This is a genomic window from Dactylosporangium sp. NPDC050688 (genome assembly GCF_040654515.1).
GTDB lineage: Bacteria > Actinomycetota > Actinomycetes > Mycobacteriales > Micromonosporaceae > Dactylosporangium.
Genome location: NZ_JBFAIC010000012.1, coordinates 178109 through 196826, shown reverse-complemented (window position 1 = coordinate 196826; position 18718 = coordinate 178109). Strand labels below are relative to the sequence as shown.

Genomic DNA, 18718 nt, shown 5'->3' with positions numbered 1-18718 from the left:
GACCACTTCACAACTCGCGGCGGCGATACCCCACCCGGCACGATCCTGAGGGTGCCGGGTGGGGTCGGATCCGACCCCACCCGGCACGCTGCGCACCGCGGGACGGTGCCGTCGTCAGCGCAGGTTCGCGGGCACCTCACGTTCGTCGAGGGCGCCGGAGCGGATGACCGACACGACGAACTCGGCGACGTTGGCCGCGGCCTTCGGCTGCGCCTTCTTCGTCTTGCGATGGGCCCAGTCGGAGATCGCTTTCACCACGATCCAGCCGATCAGGCCGAGCTCGAACACCACCTGCCGCGGCACGAACCGCCTCGTCGCCTCCCCTCCGTTGGCGCGCTTGGCGGCCTCGACCACGGCGAACCGCTCCACGTCGGTCGCCACCAGGATCAGCACGACCGTCCGGCGGTGCGCCTCCTCGATCGTCAGGTTGACGGCATTCATGATCACTCCTCGATACTTGACGTGTTGCCGGACCGCGGTGATCAGCACACCTACGCCGGCCAGTGCCATCACGCTGGCCAGCCGGCCGACCGCCCAGGCGCGGCCGGTCAGTGGCGTCAGCCCGGGCGGATCGTTGAGCAGCAGCCGTTGCGCGAGCCACTGCACGGCGAGGCGAAATGTGACCGGATGGCCGGAGCACGCCACGCCGGCGCAGGCCGAGCGCTCGATGTCCGAAATGATCACCGCCTCACCGAGGACCACCACGATGACGCCGAAGATGTACCAGAGCAGGAAGCTGCCGGTGTCGCGGTAACGGATCGGCGCCCTTCTCGGCCGGTCGGCGAGCCGCAACAGCACCTCGTTTCCGGAGCCCGACAGGCTGGACCAGGCCGCGGGGCCGGATCAGGTCGATCGCGCGGCGGCGCGGCAGTCCCGCAGCGTCGGCCGGCGGGTCACGTCTGGCATCCCGACGCGCCGGCCGGCTCGCCGATCTTCACCACGGTCAGCGTGACCGTCGTCTTGTAACCGGCCCGCGTGCCGGGTTCGACCGACTGGCCCACCACGATCCAGCCGCGGTCCACCAGCGGGACACGGCCCCGGCCCAGCCCGTCCTTCGGCACCAGCAGGTAAAACCCCGCGCTGCGCAGCGCGTCCTGCGCCGTTTGCAGGTCGCGGCAGCGCACGTCGGGCACGACGCCCTTCGTGGGCTCGATGGTGGGCAGGGCGTCGGTCGACTTGCCCACCCTGAGCGTGACCGTGATCCCCGGCGCGATCTTCGTCCCGGCGGCGGGGTCCTGGCCGCGCACGATCCAGTTGTGCGGATCCACGATCACCCGGTTCTGCCCGGTCGCGTCGGAACGGTTGATCGACAACAGGCCGGCGCCGCGCAGGATGCCCTCGGCCTCGTCGAGCCGCCGGGTGACCACGTCCGGCACCTCGTCCTGCGCCACCGACGCGTCGGACGGACCCGACGTCGGCTGCGACGGCGCGGACGACGTGCCCGCCTCGGTGGGTGTCGCGGACGCCGGCGCGGACGCCGCGCCGGCGGTCGGCTTGATGTCGTCGTCGGTCTTGCCGTCCCCGCAGCCGGCGAGCAGGAGCAGGACGACGCCGATCATCGCGCCCCGGGGCCATCTCGTCATGTGCCGCCCTTCCTGTCAGAGTTCTGTGGTGCAGGCCCGCGTCGTGCCGAAGTACCCGCCGAAGAACGCGATCCGGCGTTGCGTGGCGGATCCGTGCGCGCCCGTGTCGAACCAGTGCACGCCGGGCCGGTCCGCGACAGAGCCGATGCCGTCGAACAGCTGCCGCAGGTCGCCCTCTTCCAACTCGAGGCTGCCGTCGGCGATGGAGCCGCCGAGGTAGGCGCCGGCGAGGCAGTCGGCCTGCAGCTCGGCCTTGATCGTGAATGAGGCGGTGAGGCCGAGCCGCTGCTGGATCGCGTGACCGTACTCGTGCCCGATCACGTAGTAGACGAAGGTCGCGCCGATCGACGACCACTCGCCCCGCAGCCACTGCTGGTCATAGGCGATGTAGTCGGGGCCGGCGCAGTAGGCGGCGTTGTTGGGCGGCAGCCGTTCCTCACCGCAACGGGGACCGTCGGCGCCGCGGTACTGCGTGATCGTGCGCACCGCCGCGAAGTCGCGCCGGTGCTCGGCGAACTCCTCCTGCCAGTAGTGCACGACGGTGTTCAGCGCGGCCTGGACGTCGGCCTCGAAGGTCGCCGGCTGGCGCGAGCCGGCCGGAGCCGCCGTCTGGTCCGCGGCCGGGTCCACCGGCGGGGTCAGCGCCGGGGAGGTCGCCGCGGTCGAGCCGGGCCCGCCAGGAGGCACCGCGCCGGCATCCGGGTCGCAGCCGGACAGCACCGTGAGCACCAGCCCGGCGATGGCCAGACGCTTGAACATCCCCAACCTCCTCAGGCCTGCGCCCGCCCCGGCTCTGCCGCGGGGTCGCGGCCCTCACATCGGTGCGGCCAAGCCTGCGCCGGGGAGCTACCGATTCCCTGCCGGTCGGCTACCTGCGAGCGCAGCCGGGCGATGCACCGCGCCAGGACCGGGTGCTCGACGATCCGGGCGGCCCGGCGGAGCTGCCGCTCCAGATCGGCCGCCTCGGCCGCACCCGCGGGCGTACGACTCGGCGGTGCCTGCTCCACCGACTCGAGCAGCAGCAGCGCCACGTGGTCGGCGATCAGCGGTCCGGCACGGCCGGCCGCGCCGGCCAGCCGTTCCAGCAACTCGACGGCCTCGTCGTGGGCGCCCTGACGGCCCATCGCGGCGGCGAGCCCGACGCGCGGCGCGACTGCCGGCGGGTCGAGCGCACTCATCGCCCGGAACGTGTGCGCCGCGGCCGAGCCGTTGCCGGTCTCCGTGAGCAACCAGCCGAAGAGGCCGCGATACGCCGGGACGGCCGGTTCGCTGCGGGACGCCCGCCTCGCCCGCACGACCGCCTCACCGAGGCGGCCGCACGCCGCCTCGGACAGCGCGCGCAGCCCGTCGACCTCGGCCGAGCCACCGCGGTCCCGGCGCAGCCGCTCGATCGCCCAGTGCGCGGTCCAGCGATCCTGCTCCCACACCGCCCGGAGAATTCGCGAAGTCAATTCGCACTCCACGACATTCTGCGGCCAGGGGTCGATGAGCTGACGCAGCAGGCGCAGCCTGATATCGCGGGCGCAACTGCGGCCGAATTCGGCGTTCGCGGCAAGGTACGGCGACCACGAATCGCGGGACGGCTCACCTTTTCGGGTGAATCTCGGCGTCGTCATCCTGACGCTGCAATGCCGGCCGCCGCAGTCGATCGGAGGGGCGGCCCACCGGTTCGGACGACGTCGGTGCCGATGTGTCGACTCATCAGACGGCTCCTCGGACAGCACTGAACGCTGTACGTTTGGGGTGCAAACCCATTGAGCCACTTCACGCTACCGTCTACCTTCCGAAATACTGACGGGCATTCCGACATCGATCATCGCCATCAAATTCGGTGGCACCACACCGATATCGTTTGGGTCGGAACGTTTTGGTGACCGGCGCGCATACACAGAGATGGACATAGCGCCATAACCGGAAGGGAACGCCCGCCATGCTGTTCCGGGTGCTGCCTGGCCTGCTGGTCGGCGACGACGAGCAGCCCGTCGACCTGCCGCCGATCCGCCTGGCCGTGCTCGCACTGCTGCTGATTCACGCCAACCAGAAGGTGTCCACCGGCCAGCTGCGCAACGAGGCGTGGGACGGCGCCGAGGTCGGGGACACGCAGGTCCACAAAGCCATCGCCGACCTCCGGACGTTCCTGGCCGGGCTGGGCCGGCGCGACGCGCTGGCGACCGTGCCGCGGTTCGGCTACCGGCTCGACCTGACCGCCGACGACCTCGACCTGCTGGCCTTCCAGCGGGCTTCGACGGCGGCCGCCGAGGCCCGTAACCGTGGCGACGGCGACGCCGAGATCGACGCCCTCCGGCAGGCGCTGCGGTACTTTCGCGACGCCCTCCCGCTGCAGGGCGTGCCGGGCAGGTCGGCGCAAAGCTACGGCCGGGAGCTGCAGCAACGCCGCAAGCGGGCGGCGATCCGCCTCTGTGAGCTGCTGGTGCCGCTGCGGCGCCACGCGGAGCTGCTCGACGAACTCGTCACGCTGTTCCGGTTCCACGCGACCGACCGCAGTGTCTGCGAGTTCCTGATGCGTGCGCAGCACCACAGCGGTCACTCCGGCGACGCCCTGGACACCTACAACAGCCATGCCGAGGCGCTCCAGGCCGAACTGGGCAGCTCCCCGGCGCCGGAGCTGCGCACGCTGATGTACGACATCGCCTCCGGCAAGGACGTCGACGGCGCGCACGACCCCCAGGCCGAGGTGCCCTCGCGCGTGGTGGCGGTACCGCGTCAGCTGCCCATGGACGAGCCCGACCTGATGGGCCGGGCCAAGCACGTCGAGGTGGCCTGCACCCGGCTGACGGCGCAGCGCCGCACGCCCGCGGTCATCGTGGTGACCGGGCCGGCCGGCATCGGCAAGACGGCGCTCGCGGTGCACATCGCCCACCTCGTACGCGAGGAGTACCCCGACGGCCAGGTGTTCGTGGAGCTGCGCGGCACCGACGCCGACCCCGCCCGGCCCGCCGAGGTGCTGGCGCAGATCCTGCGCGCGTTCGGCACGACACAGGTGCCGGAGTCGCTGGAGGAGCGGCGCTCCTCGCTGCGGACGCTCCTGAGCACGCGCCGGGTGCTGCTGGTGCTCGACGACGCGAGCGCGGAGAGCCAGCTGCGCGACCTCCTGCCCGGCGGCGCCGGCTGCGCGGTGATCATCACCTCCCGCAACCGCCTGCCCGGGTTGCCGGGCGCGCAGCACCTGCCGACCCTGGAGCCGCTGCAGCTGCCGGAGTCCATCGAGCTGTTCCAGCAGATCGTGACGCGCAGCGGCGAGGTGGTCGGCGCCGAACCGGACGCGACACGCCGCATCGCGGAGCTGTGTGACGGACTGCCCCTGGCCATCGCGATCGCCGCGGCGGTGCGCAGCGAGCCCGGCCGCACCAGCGCAGAACTTGCCGAACGGCTGGCCGATCAGCCGCTCGGCGCGCTGGTCCATCAGGAGCGCAGCATCGCCTACAGCATCGGTGCCGGCGTCGAGCGGCTGGACCCGTCGGCGCAGCGGCTGTTCTTCGCGCTGGGCATGCTGCAACTGGTCGACTTCACGCCGTGGGTCGCCGCCGCCGCCCTCGAACTGCCGCTGCCGGACGCCTCCGACGCGCTGCTGCGGCTCGCCCGGTGCGGCCTGCTGCAGGTCTCCACGGCGGGACGGTACCGCTTCCACAGCCTGACCCGCGCGTACTCCCGAAGCCTGGCCGGTGACGTCCGGGTCGACGTCGAGCGGGTGTACGTCGCGCTGCTCACCCTGACGCGGCGGGCGCAGCGGTCGATCTACGGCGGCGACTACGAGGTCGTGCACGGCACCGTCGCGGACTGGCCGGCCCCGGACGAGCTGGTCGACGACGTCCGGCGCGCGCCGCTGGAGTGGTGCGAGGCCGAGCGCGCCAACATCCGGGCCACGGTCCGGCACGCGACCGAACTCGGGATGGTCGAGCTCGGCTGGGACCTCGCGATCTCGACGCACGAGTTCTACAACCTGCGCCACCACCTCGACGACTGGCGGGACACCCACCTGACCGCGCTGGACGCCTGCCGCCGGGCCGGTGACGAGCGCGGCGAGGCGGCCGTGCTGACGATCCTCGGCCAGCCGGCCCTCGTCGCCGACGCCGGGCAGCGCAACCTGTCGGGGACCGCCGACCTGGAGCGGGCGGTGCGGATCTTCCGGCGGCTCGAGGACCGGCACGGCGAGGCGATCGCGCTGCGGACCCTGGCGAACAATCTGCGCCGGGCGGGGAAGCTCACCGAGGCACTGGCCGCGTTCCGGCAGGCGCTGGTGCTGTACCGCGCCTGCGACGACGTCGTCGGGCAGTGGCAGTCGCTGCGGTACATCGGTCAGACCCAGCTCGACATCGGCCTGCACGACGCGGCCCTGGCCAGCCTCACCGACGCCGCCGCGGTGGCCGCCGGCAGCGGCGCGGCCCGGCTGCGCGCCCAGTCCGCGTACTGGCTGGGCTGGGCACACCTCAGCGGCGGGAACCTCGCCGCCGCACAGTCACAGTTCCAGCAGGTGCTCGAGCACGTCGCCGACTCCGACGAGATCGGCCAGGCATACGCCCATCACGGGCTCGGCGAGATGGCCCGGCTCGGCGGGGACGAGGCGGAGGCCACGCACTGGCTCGTGAGCACCGTCGCGCTCGCGCAGCACGGCGGCGACGCGGTCCTGGAAGGGCGGGCGCACCTGGCGCTGGCCCGGTTGCATCTCGGGGCCGGCCGGATCGACGCCGAGCGACACGAGCGCGAACGGGCCATCGCGTGCTTCGCCTCCGTCGGGGCCGACCATCTCCGGCGGGAGGCGAGCACGAGCACCGCGGCCTGACCGCCCTCGCGGTTCCCCGTCGCATCTCGGTGCCGGACCGGTAGGCCAGCGGTAGCCGGCGGCCGAAGACTTGTCGACGTTCACGGCGTTCCATCGCCCGGTCCCGGAAGCGGGCACCGGTGGCTGCCGGTGACGCGAGGAGGACGGATGGCCAGGGGAACCAGCGGCGGGCCGGGGTGGGCCGCGCCGCCGCCGAAGCCCATGCGGTACCCGCCGCACCACCGGCTCGCGGACGCGTGGCACGGCTGGCGGGACGGGAGGAAGGGCATCCCGGTGATCCCCGCGGCACTGCTCGACCTGGCCGGCGAGTACGCCGAGGAGCAGCGGCAGCTGGTGGGCACGCCCAGGCTGGAGGTGCTGCGGCGGCGGTCTGCGGAGCTGATCAACGTCGAGTGCGAGCGGCACGACCGGCGCCTGATCGGCGCCGTCGGCCCGGCCGCGCTCGCCACGTCGATCGACAGCCGGCAGAAGGCCGTGGACGAGCTGCGGACGCAGCTGGCGGTCCACCAGACCCCGCCCGACGACCTGGCCTTGAAGGAACGCCGCAGCGCCGAGGCCGAACGCCCGGATCTCCTGGTGCGCCACCGGCGGCTGGCAGAGCACGCCCGTCGCCTGCACGCCGCGGCCAGTGCCCTGGCCGCGGCGGAACAGCAGCGCAACGAGGCTTGCGAGCGGCAGGTCCTCGCGGCGCAGGACCTTTACCACGCCGAGCGGGTCCTGGCCGCCAGAGCCCGGCGCATCAACGAGCACCACTGGCGCCGCGCCGCCGCGTACTGGCAGCACCTGGTCCGCTCGCACGAACTGGGGCCACAGCTCAACGCCATGCTCCGGCCGGTCGGACCGGAACTGCCCAGCTGGGCCGAGGAAGAGGACTGACACATGGGTCGGCTGTTCGAGACGTTCCGCCTCCGGATGTGGGTGTTCCTCGCCCGCCTGTTGCCCGGCAGCCTGGTCTACTGGCTGCCCCAGCCAAGGCCTTTCGAGCCCCGCGCGATCGATCAGGCGGCCGCCCGCCGGGAGATCGAGGCCATCGTCGGCGTGCTCGCCCCCGACGCCACCGACGAGGCCACCGGCCACGTGATGGACCGGCTGATCGACGTCTGGACCGAGGCCTGGGTCGCCGAGCTGGCGGTCGACTTCCAGCGGCACGGCCTGCGCAACGCCCGGACCGCGATGATCGCCGCCGCGCTGGCGGCCCGGGAGGCCGTGCTCAACACGGACGCCCGCCGCCGCCACGACGAGCTGACCATGGCGCACCAGGCCGCGCTCAACGCCCTGATCAGCCCGAACGACTGACCCGGAAGGTGCCGGCACCATGAAAGAGCAACTGAACCGCCAGAACGGCAGCTACGCCGATCCGACGCTGATCGCGGGACGACCGTTCGCGGCACTGGTGTACCTGGTTGCCCTCGTCCTCGCCGCCATCGCCGACGTCAGCACGTTCCGGCAGGTCCTCGAGCTGGCGATGCCCAGGAGTGACGCGCGGACGGTCACCATGGTGGTGTACGGATTCGTCGGCATCGCCATCCTGCTCATGCATTTCGCGGGCATGCTCATGCGGGAGCGGCAGGCGCGACGGGGATGGGTGTCCCGGATCAGACCGTGGCTCTACGTCGTGGCATGGTTCGGCCTCGGCGCCACCGCGTTCTACGTGCGCATCTCCGAGAAGGTCAAGAGTGGCGTCGTGGTCAACGGCCGTGAGCAGCAGTCCGGCGGCCTGCACATCACGTCCGCGTCGCTCATGTTCGTCGCGCTCTACCTCGGCACCGGTCTCGTCGCCCTGGTCGGGGCCTACATGACGCACAACCCCGAGCGTGGCGCCTTCGTGCGGACGAAGTGGGCCCTGATCCTCGCCAACCGCCGGCTCGCGTCGTCCGTGCTGCGGCGCGAGATCGCCGAGGGCACCCGGAGCCTCTACGAGCTCAACCAGCAGAGCGCCACGGCCGTGCTCGGCCTGGAGCAGGCCCGGCGCAACGCGTTCGGCGAGGCGCTCAAGCAGCACGCCCGGCTCGTCATCGCCCAGCGGGGGAAGGACCCCGCGCTCACCGACGCGCTCTTCCCGGACGAACGCAAACTACCGCCGGGCACCGGCCCAGCCCTTCCCTGAAGGAGTCCCATGCGCCACTTTTCCCGCCCTGTCGCGGTCGTCCTGACCGCCGGCCTGCTCCTCGCGGGCTGCGGCCAGGATGCCGAGTCGACGTCGGAGCCGGCCACGCCGGCGCGGACCGGCGCCTGCAGCGTGCCGCCCAAGCCGGTCGCGCTCGCCTACGGTGCGCGGTCCAACAACCCTGCCCCGGTCCTTCCCAAGGACGTCCTCGAGGTCGTCGACCAGGCCGCCTACGCGGGCAACGAGATCAGCGCGTTCGCCGTCTCCGGAGCGCCGCGTGAGGTCGGTCTGCACCTCGAGTTCCAGCCGGTTGCCGTCAACAGCGGCGCGAAGGCGGCGGAGCGCGAGAACCTCAACCAGCAACTGCAGGAGCAACTCGGTACGGTCCGCGCCGACAACGCAGAGGCCAACCCGCTGGTGGCGATGGACCTGGCCGGCCGGCGGGCCGGTCAGGACGGCACGGTGGTCCTCCTCGACTCAGGCCTGCAGACCGTCGCCCCGCTGGACTTCCACGACGGCAACCTGCTCAGCGCCGAACCGGAAGAGGTGGCCACGGCGCTCAAGCAGCGCGATCAGCTGCCCTCCCTGAAGGACCGCACGGTGCTGCTCGTCGGCATCGGCTACACGGCCGAGCCGCAACAGACGCTGGACACCCGGCAGCGCAACAACCTCATCGAGATCTGGCGGGCGATCGCCAAGGCCGCCGGGGCGACCTGCGTCGAGGTGTACGACGTGGCGGGCGGCGACCCGCCGGCCACGGGCCTCCCGCCGGTCTCCAAGGTCACACCGCCGGCAGAGAAGCCGGTGCAGGTCTGCGGCACCACGATCCTGGCGAACTCCGGCCGCGTCGGCTTCAAGAAGAACATCGCCGTGTTCATCGACCAGCGCGCGGCGGAGCAGGCCATCGGCGAGATTGCCGACGTCATGCGCACGGGCAGCCAGCGCGCGAAGCTCATCGGCACGACCGCGACCGACCAGTCCGTCGAGTTCCGCGCGAAGCTGTCGCTGGACCGGGCCAACGCGGTGCGGGACGTGCTGGTGCGCCTGGGCATCTCCGCGGACCGGATCGAGACGGTCGGTGCCGGCACGACCTACAGGACGCACGTCAACGACATCGGACCCAACGGCACCCTGCTGCCCGGACCGGCGGCGCAGAACCGGTCCGTCGTCGTGGAACTGTCGTGCCCCAACGAGGGCTGACCGCATGGAGCCGATCCTATACGGGCCGTTCGCCCGGCTGGCCGACCTGTACCACGGCTGGCGCGACGGCCTGTCGAACATCCCGCCGAAGGCACACTGGCGCCGCGGCCAGCGGATCTCCACACCGCATCGCGAGGTGCTGATCCGCCGCGCGCAGGACGCGTTCGAACTGGAACGCCTGCGGTTCGAGCAGGCGCGCCGCTGGGCCCTGGACCGCCTCGCCCGCGCCGAGGCGGAGCGGGACGGCGCCGAGGCCGTGCTGGCGCTGGCGGAACGCGAACTGGCCCAGGCGTCCGTCCCACCCACCGGCGAACAGCTGGGGGAACGGCGCGTGGCGGAGGAGCACCGGGACGGGCGGGTGGTCCGGTCCAGGCGGATGCGCGAACACCGGCTGCGGCGCGGCGCGACGCTCGCCGCGCTGCGCCGCGCCCGCGACGCGGTCACCGACGCCGATGCCCGCATCGCCGCGGCGCGGCAGGAGGCCACCACCCAGTTGGCGGTCGCCGCGTCGCGGGTACGGCGCATCCACGAGTTCACCCACCGCCGGCTCGCCTCGTACCGCCGCCGGCTGGCCCGGTCGCATCCGGACCCGGCCTGGATCGTGGAGGGCATGAGCGTGCTCGATCCGGAGATACCCCGGTGGGCGTTCTCCCCCTACCCGGGTCACGAGCTGGAGATGCCGCCACCGGCCCGGCCGCCCGTCGACGACGATGTCGTGCCGGACGGCGCGCCGGAGCCGCCCGCGGAACGCATCGAGCTGCGCTCGACGGTCCGCTTCGGCTCCGACCCGGACCGCGCGGACGTGGTGCTCGACTGGTTCTGGGTCGCGCCGCACCACTTCACCGTCGTGCCCGAGGAAGGGCGGGTGCGCCTGCTCGACCGGGGGCAGGGCAACGGCCCGTTCGTCGACGGGCAGCCGGTGCGGACCGCGCTGCTGGTGCCGGGTGAGTACTTCGACTTCGGCGAGCTGCGGTACGAGGTCAGCGACGACGCGACGGCGCTGCTCGTCAGCCCGCTCGCCGCGCCGTCGCTCATCGTGCACGACCTGTCCGACTCGGGTGGCAGCCGGCTGCAACACATGTCGTTCGTCCAGCGCAACCGGACCGTGGTGGCGATCCTCGGACCTTCCGGGGCCGGCAAGTCGTCGCTGTTCTACGCGCTGCTCAACGAGCTGGAGACCTCCGGGCGGTTGTACTTCCGCGATCTCAGCCTCGTCGAGCATCGCGAGGAGATCCGCACGATGCTGGGCTTCGTCCCGCAGGCCGACGAGATGCACCAGTCGCTCACCGTACGGCAGCTGCTGCGTTTCACCGATCAGCTGCGCGTCGGCCCTGACCACCACGGCAAGCGCAAGGAGCGCATCGAGCAGACGTGCGAGAGCCTCGGCCTGCTCCCCAACCTCGACCAACTCGTCCGCACGCTCTCCGGCGGGCAGCGCAAGCGCGTCTCGATCGCCCTGGAGATGATCGCGCGACCCGACCTGCTGATGCTCGACGAGCCGACGTCGGGGTTGGACCCCAACATGGACCGTGAGGTGATGACGATTCTGGCCGACTACGCCGAGCGCGACCGGACCGTCATCGTCATCACCCACAACACGGAGCACCTCCGGCTGGCGCACCGGGTGCTGGTGCTCGCCAAGGGCGGCCGGCCGGTCTTCTTCGGACGGCCGGCGGACGCACTGCCCAAGCTCGGCGTGCGGAGCTGGGCTGATCTCATGAAGCTGCTCGGCACCGGCGACGTCGACCAGCACACGGCGGCGTACCGCAACGGCTCCGCGGCCCGCGAGGCGGAACGCGAGGCCGACCGGGTCGCGCACGGGCAGGCCAGGCCGAATCAGACGGTGAAGGCGCGCCGGTCGATCCGGCCGCTGCACCGCGAGCTGGGGGTCCTGTCCCGCCGCCAGCTCGCCCTGCTCTGGGCCCAGCGCCTACGGGACCGCGATCGCAAGAAGCTGCGTGCCTCGGGTTGGTTGTCGTGGCTGAAGCCGCTGGCCGGCCCCGCAGTCGTCGCGATGCCGCTCATCATCGCCGTCTTCGGCGCCCTGCTCTCGGTGCTGATTGCCGGCAGCGACGGCTTCGGGCCGCCGGCCGGTCCCCGGCAGACGCCGAGCCCGGCGACAGCGCTCAGCCTGCTCACGACCCTGTGCATGCTCAACGGACAGGCCCTGACCTACAGCAACATCGTGTCCGAGGCGCTGATCATCAAGCGGGAACACCGCACAGGGGTGCGGCCGCTGTCCGTGCTGCTGTCCAAGTGGTGGGTGTTCGCCCTCATCGGTACGGCGCAGGCAGGCATCATCACGGTCACCTTCTGCGCCATGCGCCCCGCGCCCGAGAACTACCTCGTCTACGGCGACGGCGTCCTCGAGCTCTTCGCGGACCTGGCGATGCTGACCGTGGCGTCGATGTCACTCGGCCTGCTCATCTCCGCGCTGGCCCGCCGGCTCGAGCAGGCCGTCGCGTGGGTCACGGCGGCCTCCATCGCGCAGATCGCGCTGAACGGCGTCACCGCCGATCTGACCCACAAGTGGCCGCTCAACGCCCTGTCGCTCCTCCTGCCGACCCGGATGGGGCTGGCCTCCACCGCGTCCTCGATCGGCCTGCGCGGCCTGGCCCCCAACACGATCTACCAGGACGCCATGTGGACCCACTCGACCTCCCAATGGATCTTCAACACCGCACTGGTCGCCCTGCAGACCGTCGTCTTCTTCACGCTCGCGGCCCTCATCCTGCGCCGCCGGCTCGACCACCCGGACCAGTGACGAGCCGCGGCGCCACCGGGTCCGCCGCGTACTCCTCGCGCAGCCTGCACAGGTCATGGATTTCGGCCGCGGGACATGCGCCGCCGCATGGCCCGTGTGGGACGTGTCCACGGCGCCTCCCGAGATCGTTTCCGGCCCAGTGTCGCCTGGGCCCGGGCGCGGTACAGCCGGCTGTCCTGTTGCGGCCACGAGCGGATGCCGGCGGACGGCACCTCCGTCGTGCCACCGGCCGAGAAGACCCAGCTATGTGCTCGGGCGTGGGTCAGGCCTCGTTGGCATTCGAACGTATGTTCGAATATACTGAGGTGGATTCGTCGGACCGACATGGGAGGCAATCACATGCTGTTCGACCCGGCCGCAAACCTCCTCGCCGCCCAGCCGCACGGCGGCGACGTGCGAGTCATCGCCGGCGAGGTCCCGGTCGGCCAGCTGTGCCGCGACCCGGAGGCGTTCGCGGACGTCACGACCCTGGTCGCCCCGAATGCCCCAGGCGCCCCACCGCTCGACGCCCGCGCGCGAGCCCTGCTGAGCCTGGTGTGGCCGACCTCCGCGGCCCAGGCCCGCCAGATCTGGGGCGCCCGGATCGCGGCCCGGATCCGTCCGCTGCTCGGCACCGCGACCATTGAGGACCTCCCCGGTCACCTCGACGATCTGGTGCCCTCGCTCATCGCCGACGTGGTCGGCATCCCTGCCTCAGCGCTGCGCCGCGTCGAGTCCCGCAGCGCGCTCACCGCCAGCTCCTGCCCCGACGCCGTCACCCGCGCCGCCGCCCCGCTCGCCCTGCTGCACACCGCGGTCGCCGCAGCGGTCCGCGACCGCGCCGCCGCAACGGCCGCCCCGCCGGACCACCCGGAGACGGTCCTCGACGACGCGCTGTTCTGGCGCGGACTCGGCCGTGACCACGTGTCCCTGGACGAAATCGCGGCCCTGGTGAGCGCCCTGACCGCCGCGGCCTGGGACGCGACCCGCACGACACTGCCGCGACTCCTCGACACCATGACCGCAACCACCGCCACCCGCCCGGCGCCCGCCGCGGCTGGCACCACCGGGAACGCCGGGTCCAAGCGGGCCACGGCCGACCGGCCGGCCTGGGCCGGGCTGGTCGACGGCGCAGCCGAACGGGCCACGCTGGTCGACACCGCCGTCCGCTGCGACCCCCCGGTGATCGGATGGCTGCGCATCACCACCGCGGAGGTCCAGGTCGACGGCGCCACGATCCCAGCCGGAACCCGATGCCTGTGGCTGGTCGACGCCACCGACCCGGCCGACCGGCGTACCCCGGCCGCACTGCGGGCCCTGCGCTGGCTCTCCCCCGGCGCACCCGACGGCGCCGGCGCCACCTTCGCCCGGCTCGTGGGCGACGCCCTGCTCACCGCGACGGCCGCCACCCGACCCCACCGCTCCCGCTGGTACCTGCCAGACACCGCCACGGCATGAACACCACGCCTCGGCCACGGCGGCCCGGCCCGGGACAGTTGTGGACTGGCATCGAGTGGCCACGCCCGAACCGTACGGTCCCGCCCCGTGGCCGTGCGACGCTGCCGCTACCACCGCCGTGGTCGCTGCCTGCGGCAGCCGGCGGGACGGCCCGATGACATGGATGGAGCATGGACCGTGGATTTCCGCGTCTTCGTTGAACCGCAGCTGGCCGGCGCGAGCTACCGCCAGCAGCTGGCGACGGCGCAGGTCGCCGAGGACCTGGGGTACGACGGCTTCTTCCGCTCCGACCACTACCTGCCGGAGCAGGCGGCGGGACAGGCACAGCCCCCGGCGGCCGGGGCGACGGACTCGTGGCTGACCCTGGCCGGCATCGCCCGTGAGACCCGCTCGATCCGGCTCGGCACGCTGATGTCGGCGGCCACGCTGCGCCTGCCCGGGCAGCTGGCCATCCAGGTCGCCCAGGTCGACGACATGTCGGACGGCAGGGTGGAGCTCGGCCTCGGCACCGGCTGGCACGAGGCCGAGCATCTCGCGTACGGCGTGCCCTTCCCGGCACAGCGGTTCGACCGCTTCGAGGAGCAGCTCCGGATCGTCACCGGACTGCTGGGCGCCGACGCCCCGTTCGACTTCGACGGCGAGCACTACCGGCTCCGCGCCGCTCCCCCACTACCGTCGGTACGGCAGCGCCCCCGTCCCCCGGTGATCGTCGGCGGTCGCGGCCGGCGCCGGACGCCCCTGCTCGCGGCGCACCACGCGGACGAGTTCAACATCGCGTTCGTCCGGCCGGACCAGGCGGTGCACCACTTCGAGCTGGTACGCCAGGCGTGCCGGGAGATCGGCCGCGACGCCGGCACGCTGACGTACTCCGCCGCGCTCGTCGTGTGCTGCGGGACGTCCGACGCGGAGGTGACCGCACGGGCCAACCGGGTCGGCCGGGGCGCAGCGGAGCTGCGGGCGACCGGCCTGGCCGGGTCCCCGGCCGAGCTCGTGGACAAGCTCGGCCGCTACGCCGAAGCCGGGGTGCAGCGGTGCTACCTGCAGTTCCTCGACGGGACCGACTTCGACCACCTGGAGCTGGTGGCCCAGCAGGTGGTGTCACAGCTGCGCTGAGCCTCCCCGGCCGGCGCCGGTCAGCTCGGATCCGGCGCCGGCTCGTAGTCGATGGTGAGCGTGGCGTCGACGGCGTCGCGCAGGTCGAGCAGTGCTTTGCCGTGCGCCGCGGCGGCCAGCACGATCATCACGGTGTCGGTGCCGAACCGGCTGTCGAGGCGGTCACCGATCCCGTGCAGCTTCGCGATGTGCTCCACGCCGTCCATGGCGCGGACCTGCTCCAGCCCGTGGATCGCGGTGACCGTGTGGGCGCCGCTGGGCGGCGGCACCCAGTAGTTCATCGCGTGCCGGTGGAACCGGGGAAGCTCGCCGGTCCCGCGGCCGACGGCGAGCAGCGCGATGGCGAGCACCGGGTCGAAGCCCGAGGACATGCGCATCGGGTACTCCAGCCCGCCGCCGAGCCGCCCGTTCACCTCGATGACACGGGGGCCGTCGGGGCACAGCTTGATCTCGGTGTGCGCGGCGCCGTGGTACGCGCCCAGTGCCTGCAGCGCCGCCGTCGCGGTGGCCCGCACCGCCTCCTGCTGGCCCGGCGCAAGGCTGCTGGGCATGACGTTGCCGGCCTCGCGGAACGACGGGACGAGCGGCAGCTTGTCGGTCACCGTCAGATGGACGATCCGGCCGTGGTCGATGAGCGACTCGACCGAGACGTAGTCACCGAAGCGCTCGTCGTCGTGCCAGGACCCGCCGCGCAGCTCCGCCTCCAGCTGCAGCGCCGGCTCGGCGGCGCGGACCCGGTAGTCGCCGGCCCGGTGCTGCAGCGCGGCGGCGACCGCTGCACGCAGTTCGTGCTCGTCGCCGACCCGGGTGACCAGCGTACTGCCCATGCCGCGGCGCGGCTTGAGCACAGCGGGGAACCCCACGGCGGCGGCGGCCGGCGCGATGTCGTCGTCGCTGCGGATCTCCGCGAAACGGGGCGTCGGCACGCCGGCGGCCGCGAGCCGGCGGCGTTGCTCGAGCTTGTCGGTCATGGCGCGGGCGGCGGCGGGGTCGTGGTGCGCAAGACCGAGCAGCTGCGCGAGCGCGGCGGTGAACGGCAGGGCCAGCTCGCTGTAGGTGGTGATCCCGGCGACTGCGCGCTCCTGCGCCCAGCGGACCGCGGTCTCGGGTGCGGACGACTCCACGCACAACGCCTCGGGGAACGCGTCCCGGACGTGGGCTTCGGTGTAGTCGGCGAGCATCACGAAGCACGGCTCGACCGCGCCCGTGAGGCTGGCGAGCAGGTTGTCCGGCGCGGGGCTGCCGGGTGCGTAGACGACCAGCAGGGCCGGGCGGGCGTCGGTGGGTGCGGTCACGAGGTCTCCAAGGAGTTGGACGTGCGGTTTCAGCGGCGGTCGGCGCCGGCGTGTTGTGCCGCGGCCAGGATGCGCCCGGTCGCGTCGGCGGCTTCCTGCCGGTCGAGGGTCCGCCACGGTGACGCCAGGACGAGCCGGACGGTGAGCACCCGCTGCGCCAGCCGCGGATCGTGGTACACGTCGACGATCTCGGCGGTACGCAGCAGCGGGTCGGCGCCGCGGACGGCCGCCAGGATCTGCGCGGCGGACACACCGTCCGGTGTCACCAGGTTGACGTCCCGCTGCACGGTCGGGAACCGGGACGGCAGCGTGGCGCCGGTCGGTTCGCCGTCGATCAGCTGGGCGAGGTCGAGCTCCGCGGCGACGCAGCGGACGGGCTGCCGTGCCGTGGCGACGCGCAGTTGCTGTGCGGCAAGACCGATCCGGCCGACGATCCGGCCGCCGGCGAGCAGGTGGGCGCCGGTGCCGGCGTGCCAGCACGGGTCGTCGGCCGGTTCGGTGTGCAGCTCGGTGATGCCCAAGGCCCGCAGCCCGGCCCGGGCCACGGCGTGCACGGCCCAGAAGTCGGCCTGCCAGTCGGCGGTGGCGGCCCGGGCGACCGCGAGGAGGTCGGCTTCGTGCACGGCGGAGCCGTCCCGTCCGGGCCGCATGACCCGGCCGATCTCGAACAGCGTCCGGGAGCACGGCTGTTCCGGCTGCGCCGCGATCGTGGCGAGGAGGCCGGGCACGAGGCTGGCGCGCACCGCCTTGGTGCCGCCGCCTTCGGCGGCCTCCAGCCGCAGCACGGGTCCGCCCGCGGCCAGGGCCGGTCCGGCCGGTCCGGCCGTCCCGCCGGGCCGCGGTGCGGCCGCGAGGTCGGTCACAGCGGGTGTGACGACCTCTTGGCTGCCGGTGGCGTGGATCGCCTGCCGGACGGCGTTGCCGCGGCGCTGCCGGCGGTCGGTGCCGGGCCGGACCGGGTCGGCGGGGAGGGTCGGCCGGACGTTGCGGTAGCCGTGCAGCCGGACGAGTTCCGCGGCGAGGTCGGTGCGGTCACGCAGGTCCACTCTGGACGGTGGCAGGGCCACGGTGGCGCGGCCGTCGCCGTGATCGCGGGTCTCGGCGCCGATGCGGTCCAGCAGCGCGGAGCACTGGGCCATGGTGAGGTCGAGCCCCGTGGTCGCGGTCACCACGGTGAGGTCGAGGTCGCAGACCCGACGGAGGTGGCGGGGCCCGTGCGCCACCGCCGCGGCGGCGAGCGCGTCATCGAGCGCGTCACCGGCGTCGGGGGCAAGCAGTCGCGCCGCGCGGCGCACCGCCCGCAGGCAGCGGTTGCCGTCGGACGCGATGTCGGTGGGGGCAGCCGCGAGGACGAGGACCGCGGCCGCCGGCTCGCCGTCGCCGACCGGCCGCGGCGTGAGCCCGACCGGCAGGCCGTCGAGTTGGACGAGGCCGCCCACGGCAGGATCACCGAGCACCGCGGTGACCGGGCCGCCGGACGGCAGCCGGTGGGCGCTGAGCCGCATGCCGTACTCGTAGCCGGCGATGGGCAGGGCGGGTCCGGCCGCACCGTCGGCCCGCAGCCCGGCGAGGGCCGCCAGGTGCCGTTCGAGGCGTGGGACGTCACCGCCGGCCCGGTGTCCTCCAGCAGCTCGGGCCGGCAGGACCACGGCGGCAGCCGTCCAACCGGCGGCCAGGACGGTCAGCCGCGGCTGTGCGGGGCCGGGTCGCGGGGGCGGCACGTCGGCCGCGGGCCCGGCACCGGTGCGGTGGCGGATGTCCTGCGCGAGGCCCCAGAGTCCGCGGCAACGGGTGAGTTCGTCGCGCAGGTCGACGTTGAGGATCTCCTGCGCCGACCCGCGGGGCAGCACCCGGGCGACCGGCGTGCCGGGCGTCGCGTGCGCAGGCAGCGTCTGGACACCGGTCCCGGCACCGAGGCCGAGTTCGGCGGGGCCGCACAGTTGTCCGACGGTACCGGCACGGGCACGGACCCGGGTCATGCCGTTCGCGGCGGGCGACGTCGCGTCCGGGGCGTACAGCTGCGCTCCGGCAAGCGCCACGGCAACCATCGTGCCGGCCGGCGGCACCGGGCCGGCGGTCGCGGGCACGTGCACCCGTTCGGCGGTGGGCAGCGCGACGGTGAGTGTCCCCGGGTCGTCCGGCGCGCGCTCGACGCGGCCGGCGACGACCGCGGCGTTGAGCACCCCGGGGCGCTCCACCGACCAGACGTACAGCCCCGCGTCGCCGAGGAGGTCGTCGAGCTGCCGGGCGGTGAGCTCGCGATCCAGAAATGCATTCAGCCACGACACCGGAACGCGCATGTTTGGCACAGCGAAACGACCTCTCCGAACCGGCGTAAATCCCGGACTCAGTGCCCTGATGCAGTTGTGATCGCGGCGGGCGCGAATGCACCAGGGCGTGTTCATCGTGATTGAGAAG

Annotated in this window: 14 protein-coding genes; 8 read left to right on the top strand and 6 right to left on the bottom strand. The window is 73.0% G+C overall.

Features of this window, described 5'->3' with window-relative positions; all coding sequences use genetic code 11:
- Positions 1–114: 114 nt before the first annotated feature.
- The 4 genes from AB0H83_RS14945 to AB0H83_RS14930 all read right to left on the bottom strand — a co-directional run bounded on the left by AB0H83_RS14945 (position 115) and on the right by AB0H83_RS14930 (position 3010).
- Positions 115–792: a hypothetical protein gene (locus AB0H83_RS14945; protein WP_360092730.1), complete on the bottom strand. Its 678-nt coding sequence runs from the start codon at positions 790–792 to the stop codon at positions 115–117.
- A 101-nt stretch (positions 793–893) separates the two neighbouring features.
- The gene (locus AB0H83_RS14940) at positions 894–1583 is read right to left on the bottom strand and encodes a PASTA domain-containing protein (protein ID WP_360092727.1); all 690 of its coding nucleotides are present in this window, start codon (positions 1581–1583) and stop codon (positions 894–896) included.
- Positions 1584–1598: 15 nt separating this feature from the next.
- Entirely contained in the window at positions 1599–2342 is a 744-nt protein-coding gene (locus AB0H83_RS14935) for a neutral zinc metallopeptidase (RefSeq protein WP_360092724.1), read from the bottom strand.
- Positions 2343–2353: 11 nt separating this feature from the next.
- Positions 2354–3010 carry a hypothetical protein gene (locus AB0H83_RS14930; RefSeq protein WP_360092721.1) on the bottom strand — a complete coding sequence of 219 codons (657 nt, stop codon included), beginning with the start codon at positions 3008–3010 and terminating at the stop codon, positions 2354–2356.
- Positions 3011–3513: 503 nt separating this feature from the next.
- Here AB0H83_RS14930 and AB0H83_RS14925 point away from each other — a divergent pair.
- From AB0H83_RS14925 to AB0H83_RS14890, 8 genes are all read left to right on the top strand, one after another.
- Positions 3514–6384 carry a BTAD domain-containing putative transcriptional regulator gene (locus AB0H83_RS14925; RefSeq protein ID WP_360092718.1) on the top strand — a complete coding sequence of 957 codons (2871 nt, stop codon included), beginning with the start codon at positions 3514–3516 and terminating at the stop codon, positions 6382–6384.
- 147 nt (positions 6385–6531) lie between these two features.
- Positions 6532–7260 carry a hypothetical protein gene (locus AB0H83_RS14920; protein ID WP_360092715.1) on the top strand — a complete coding sequence of 243 codons (729 nt, stop codon included), beginning with the start codon at positions 6532–6534 and terminating at the stop codon, positions 7258–7260.
- A gap of 3 nt (positions 7261–7263) precedes the next feature.
- A complete protein-coding gene (locus AB0H83_RS14915; protein ID WP_360092712.1) occupies positions 7264–7680 on the top strand; it encodes a hypothetical protein in 417 nt (138 codons plus the stop codon).
- Positions 7681–7699: 19 nt separating this feature from the next.
- Positions 7700–8491, top strand: a complete 792-nt coding sequence (locus AB0H83_RS14910) for a hypothetical protein (protein ID WP_360092709.1) — start codon at positions 7700–7702, stop codon at positions 8489–8491.
- Positions 8492–8500: 9 nt separating this feature from the next.
- Positions 8501–9691 (top strand): OmpA family protein, encoded by a 1191-nt coding sequence (locus AB0H83_RS14905; protein ID WP_360092706.1) that lies wholly within the window; start codon positions 8501–8503, stop codon positions 9689–9691.
- Positions 9692–9695: 4 nt separating this feature from the next.
- On the top strand, positions 9696–12455 hold the full coding sequence (locus tag AB0H83_RS14900; RefSeq protein ID WP_360092703.1) for an ATP-binding cassette domain-containing protein: 2760 nt from the start codon (positions 9696–9698) through the stop codon (positions 12453–12455).
- A gap of 339 nt (positions 12456–12794) precedes the next feature.
- Positions 12795–13892, top strand: coding sequence for a hypothetical protein (locus tag AB0H83_RS14895; protein WP_360092700.1), 1098 nt, complete (start codon positions 12795–12797; stop codon positions 13890–13892).
- Between the two features lie 177 nt (positions 13893–14069).
- The gene (locus tag AB0H83_RS14890; RefSeq protein ID WP_360092697.1) at positions 14070–15005 is read left to right on the top strand and encodes a TIGR03560 family F420-dependent LLM class oxidoreductase; all 936 of its coding nucleotides are present in this window, start codon (positions 14070–14072) and stop codon (positions 15003–15005) included.
- A 20-nt stretch (positions 15006–15025) separates the two neighbouring features.
- Here AB0H83_RS14890 and AB0H83_RS14885 read toward each other — a convergent pair whose 3' ends face one another.
- Both AB0H83_RS14885 and AB0H83_RS14880 read right to left on the bottom strand, forming a co-directional pair.
- Positions 15026–16300 carry an ATP-grasp domain-containing protein gene (locus tag AB0H83_RS14885; RefSeq protein WP_360092694.1) on the bottom strand — a complete coding sequence of 425 codons (1275 nt, stop codon included), beginning with the start codon at positions 16298–16300 and terminating at the stop codon, positions 15026–15028.
- A gap of 29 nt (positions 16301–16329) precedes the next feature.
- On the bottom strand, positions 16330–18600 hold the full coding sequence (locus AB0H83_RS14880) for a hypothetical protein (protein WP_360092691.1): 2271 nt from the start codon (positions 18598–18600) through the stop codon (positions 16330–16332).
- Between the last annotated feature and the right edge of the window lie 118 nt (positions 18601–18718).

Excerpts from the sequence above, each read along its gene's own strand:
- AB0H83_RS14900 (WP_360092703.1), top strand. The coding sequence starts at position 9,696 with ATGGAGCCGATCCTATACGGGCCGTTCGCCCGGCTGGCCGACCTGTAC.
- AB0H83_RS14910 (WP_360092709.1), top strand. The coding sequence starts at position 7,700 with ATGAAAGAGCAACTGAACCGCCAGAACGGCAGCTACGCCGATCCGACG.
- AB0H83_RS14920 (WP_360092715.1), top strand. The coding sequence starts at position 6,532 with ATGGCCAGGGGAACCAGCGGCGGGCCGGGGTGGGCCGCGCCGCCGCCG.
- AB0H83_RS14895 (WP_360092700.1), top strand. The coding sequence starts at position 12,795 with ATGCTGTTCGACCCGGCCGCAAACCTCCTCGCCGCCCAGCCGCACGGC.
- AB0H83_RS14940 (WP_360092727.1), bottom strand. The coding sequence starts at position 1,583 with ATGACGAGATGGCCCCGGGGCGCGATGATCGGCGTCGTCCTGCTCCTG.
- AB0H83_RS14905 (WP_360092706.1), top strand. The coding sequence starts at position 8,501 with ATGCGCCACTTTTCCCGCCCTGTCGCGGTCGTCCTGACCGCCGGCCTG.
- AB0H83_RS14935 (WP_360092724.1), bottom strand. The coding sequence starts at position 2,342 with ATGTTCAAGCGTCTGGCCATCGCCGGGCTGGTGCTCACGGTGCTGTCC.
- AB0H83_RS14915 (WP_360092712.1), top strand. The coding sequence starts at position 7,264 with ATGGGTCGGCTGTTCGAGACGTTCCGCCTCCGGATGTGGGTGTTCCTC.
- AB0H83_RS14925 (WP_360092718.1), top strand. The coding sequence starts at position 3,514 with ATGCTGTTCCGGGTGCTGCCTGGCCTGCTGGTCGGCGACGACGAGCAG.
- AB0H83_RS14880 (WP_360092691.1), bottom strand. The coding sequence starts at position 18,600 with ATGCGCGTTCCGGTGTCGTGGCTGAATGCATTTCTGGATCGCGAGCTC.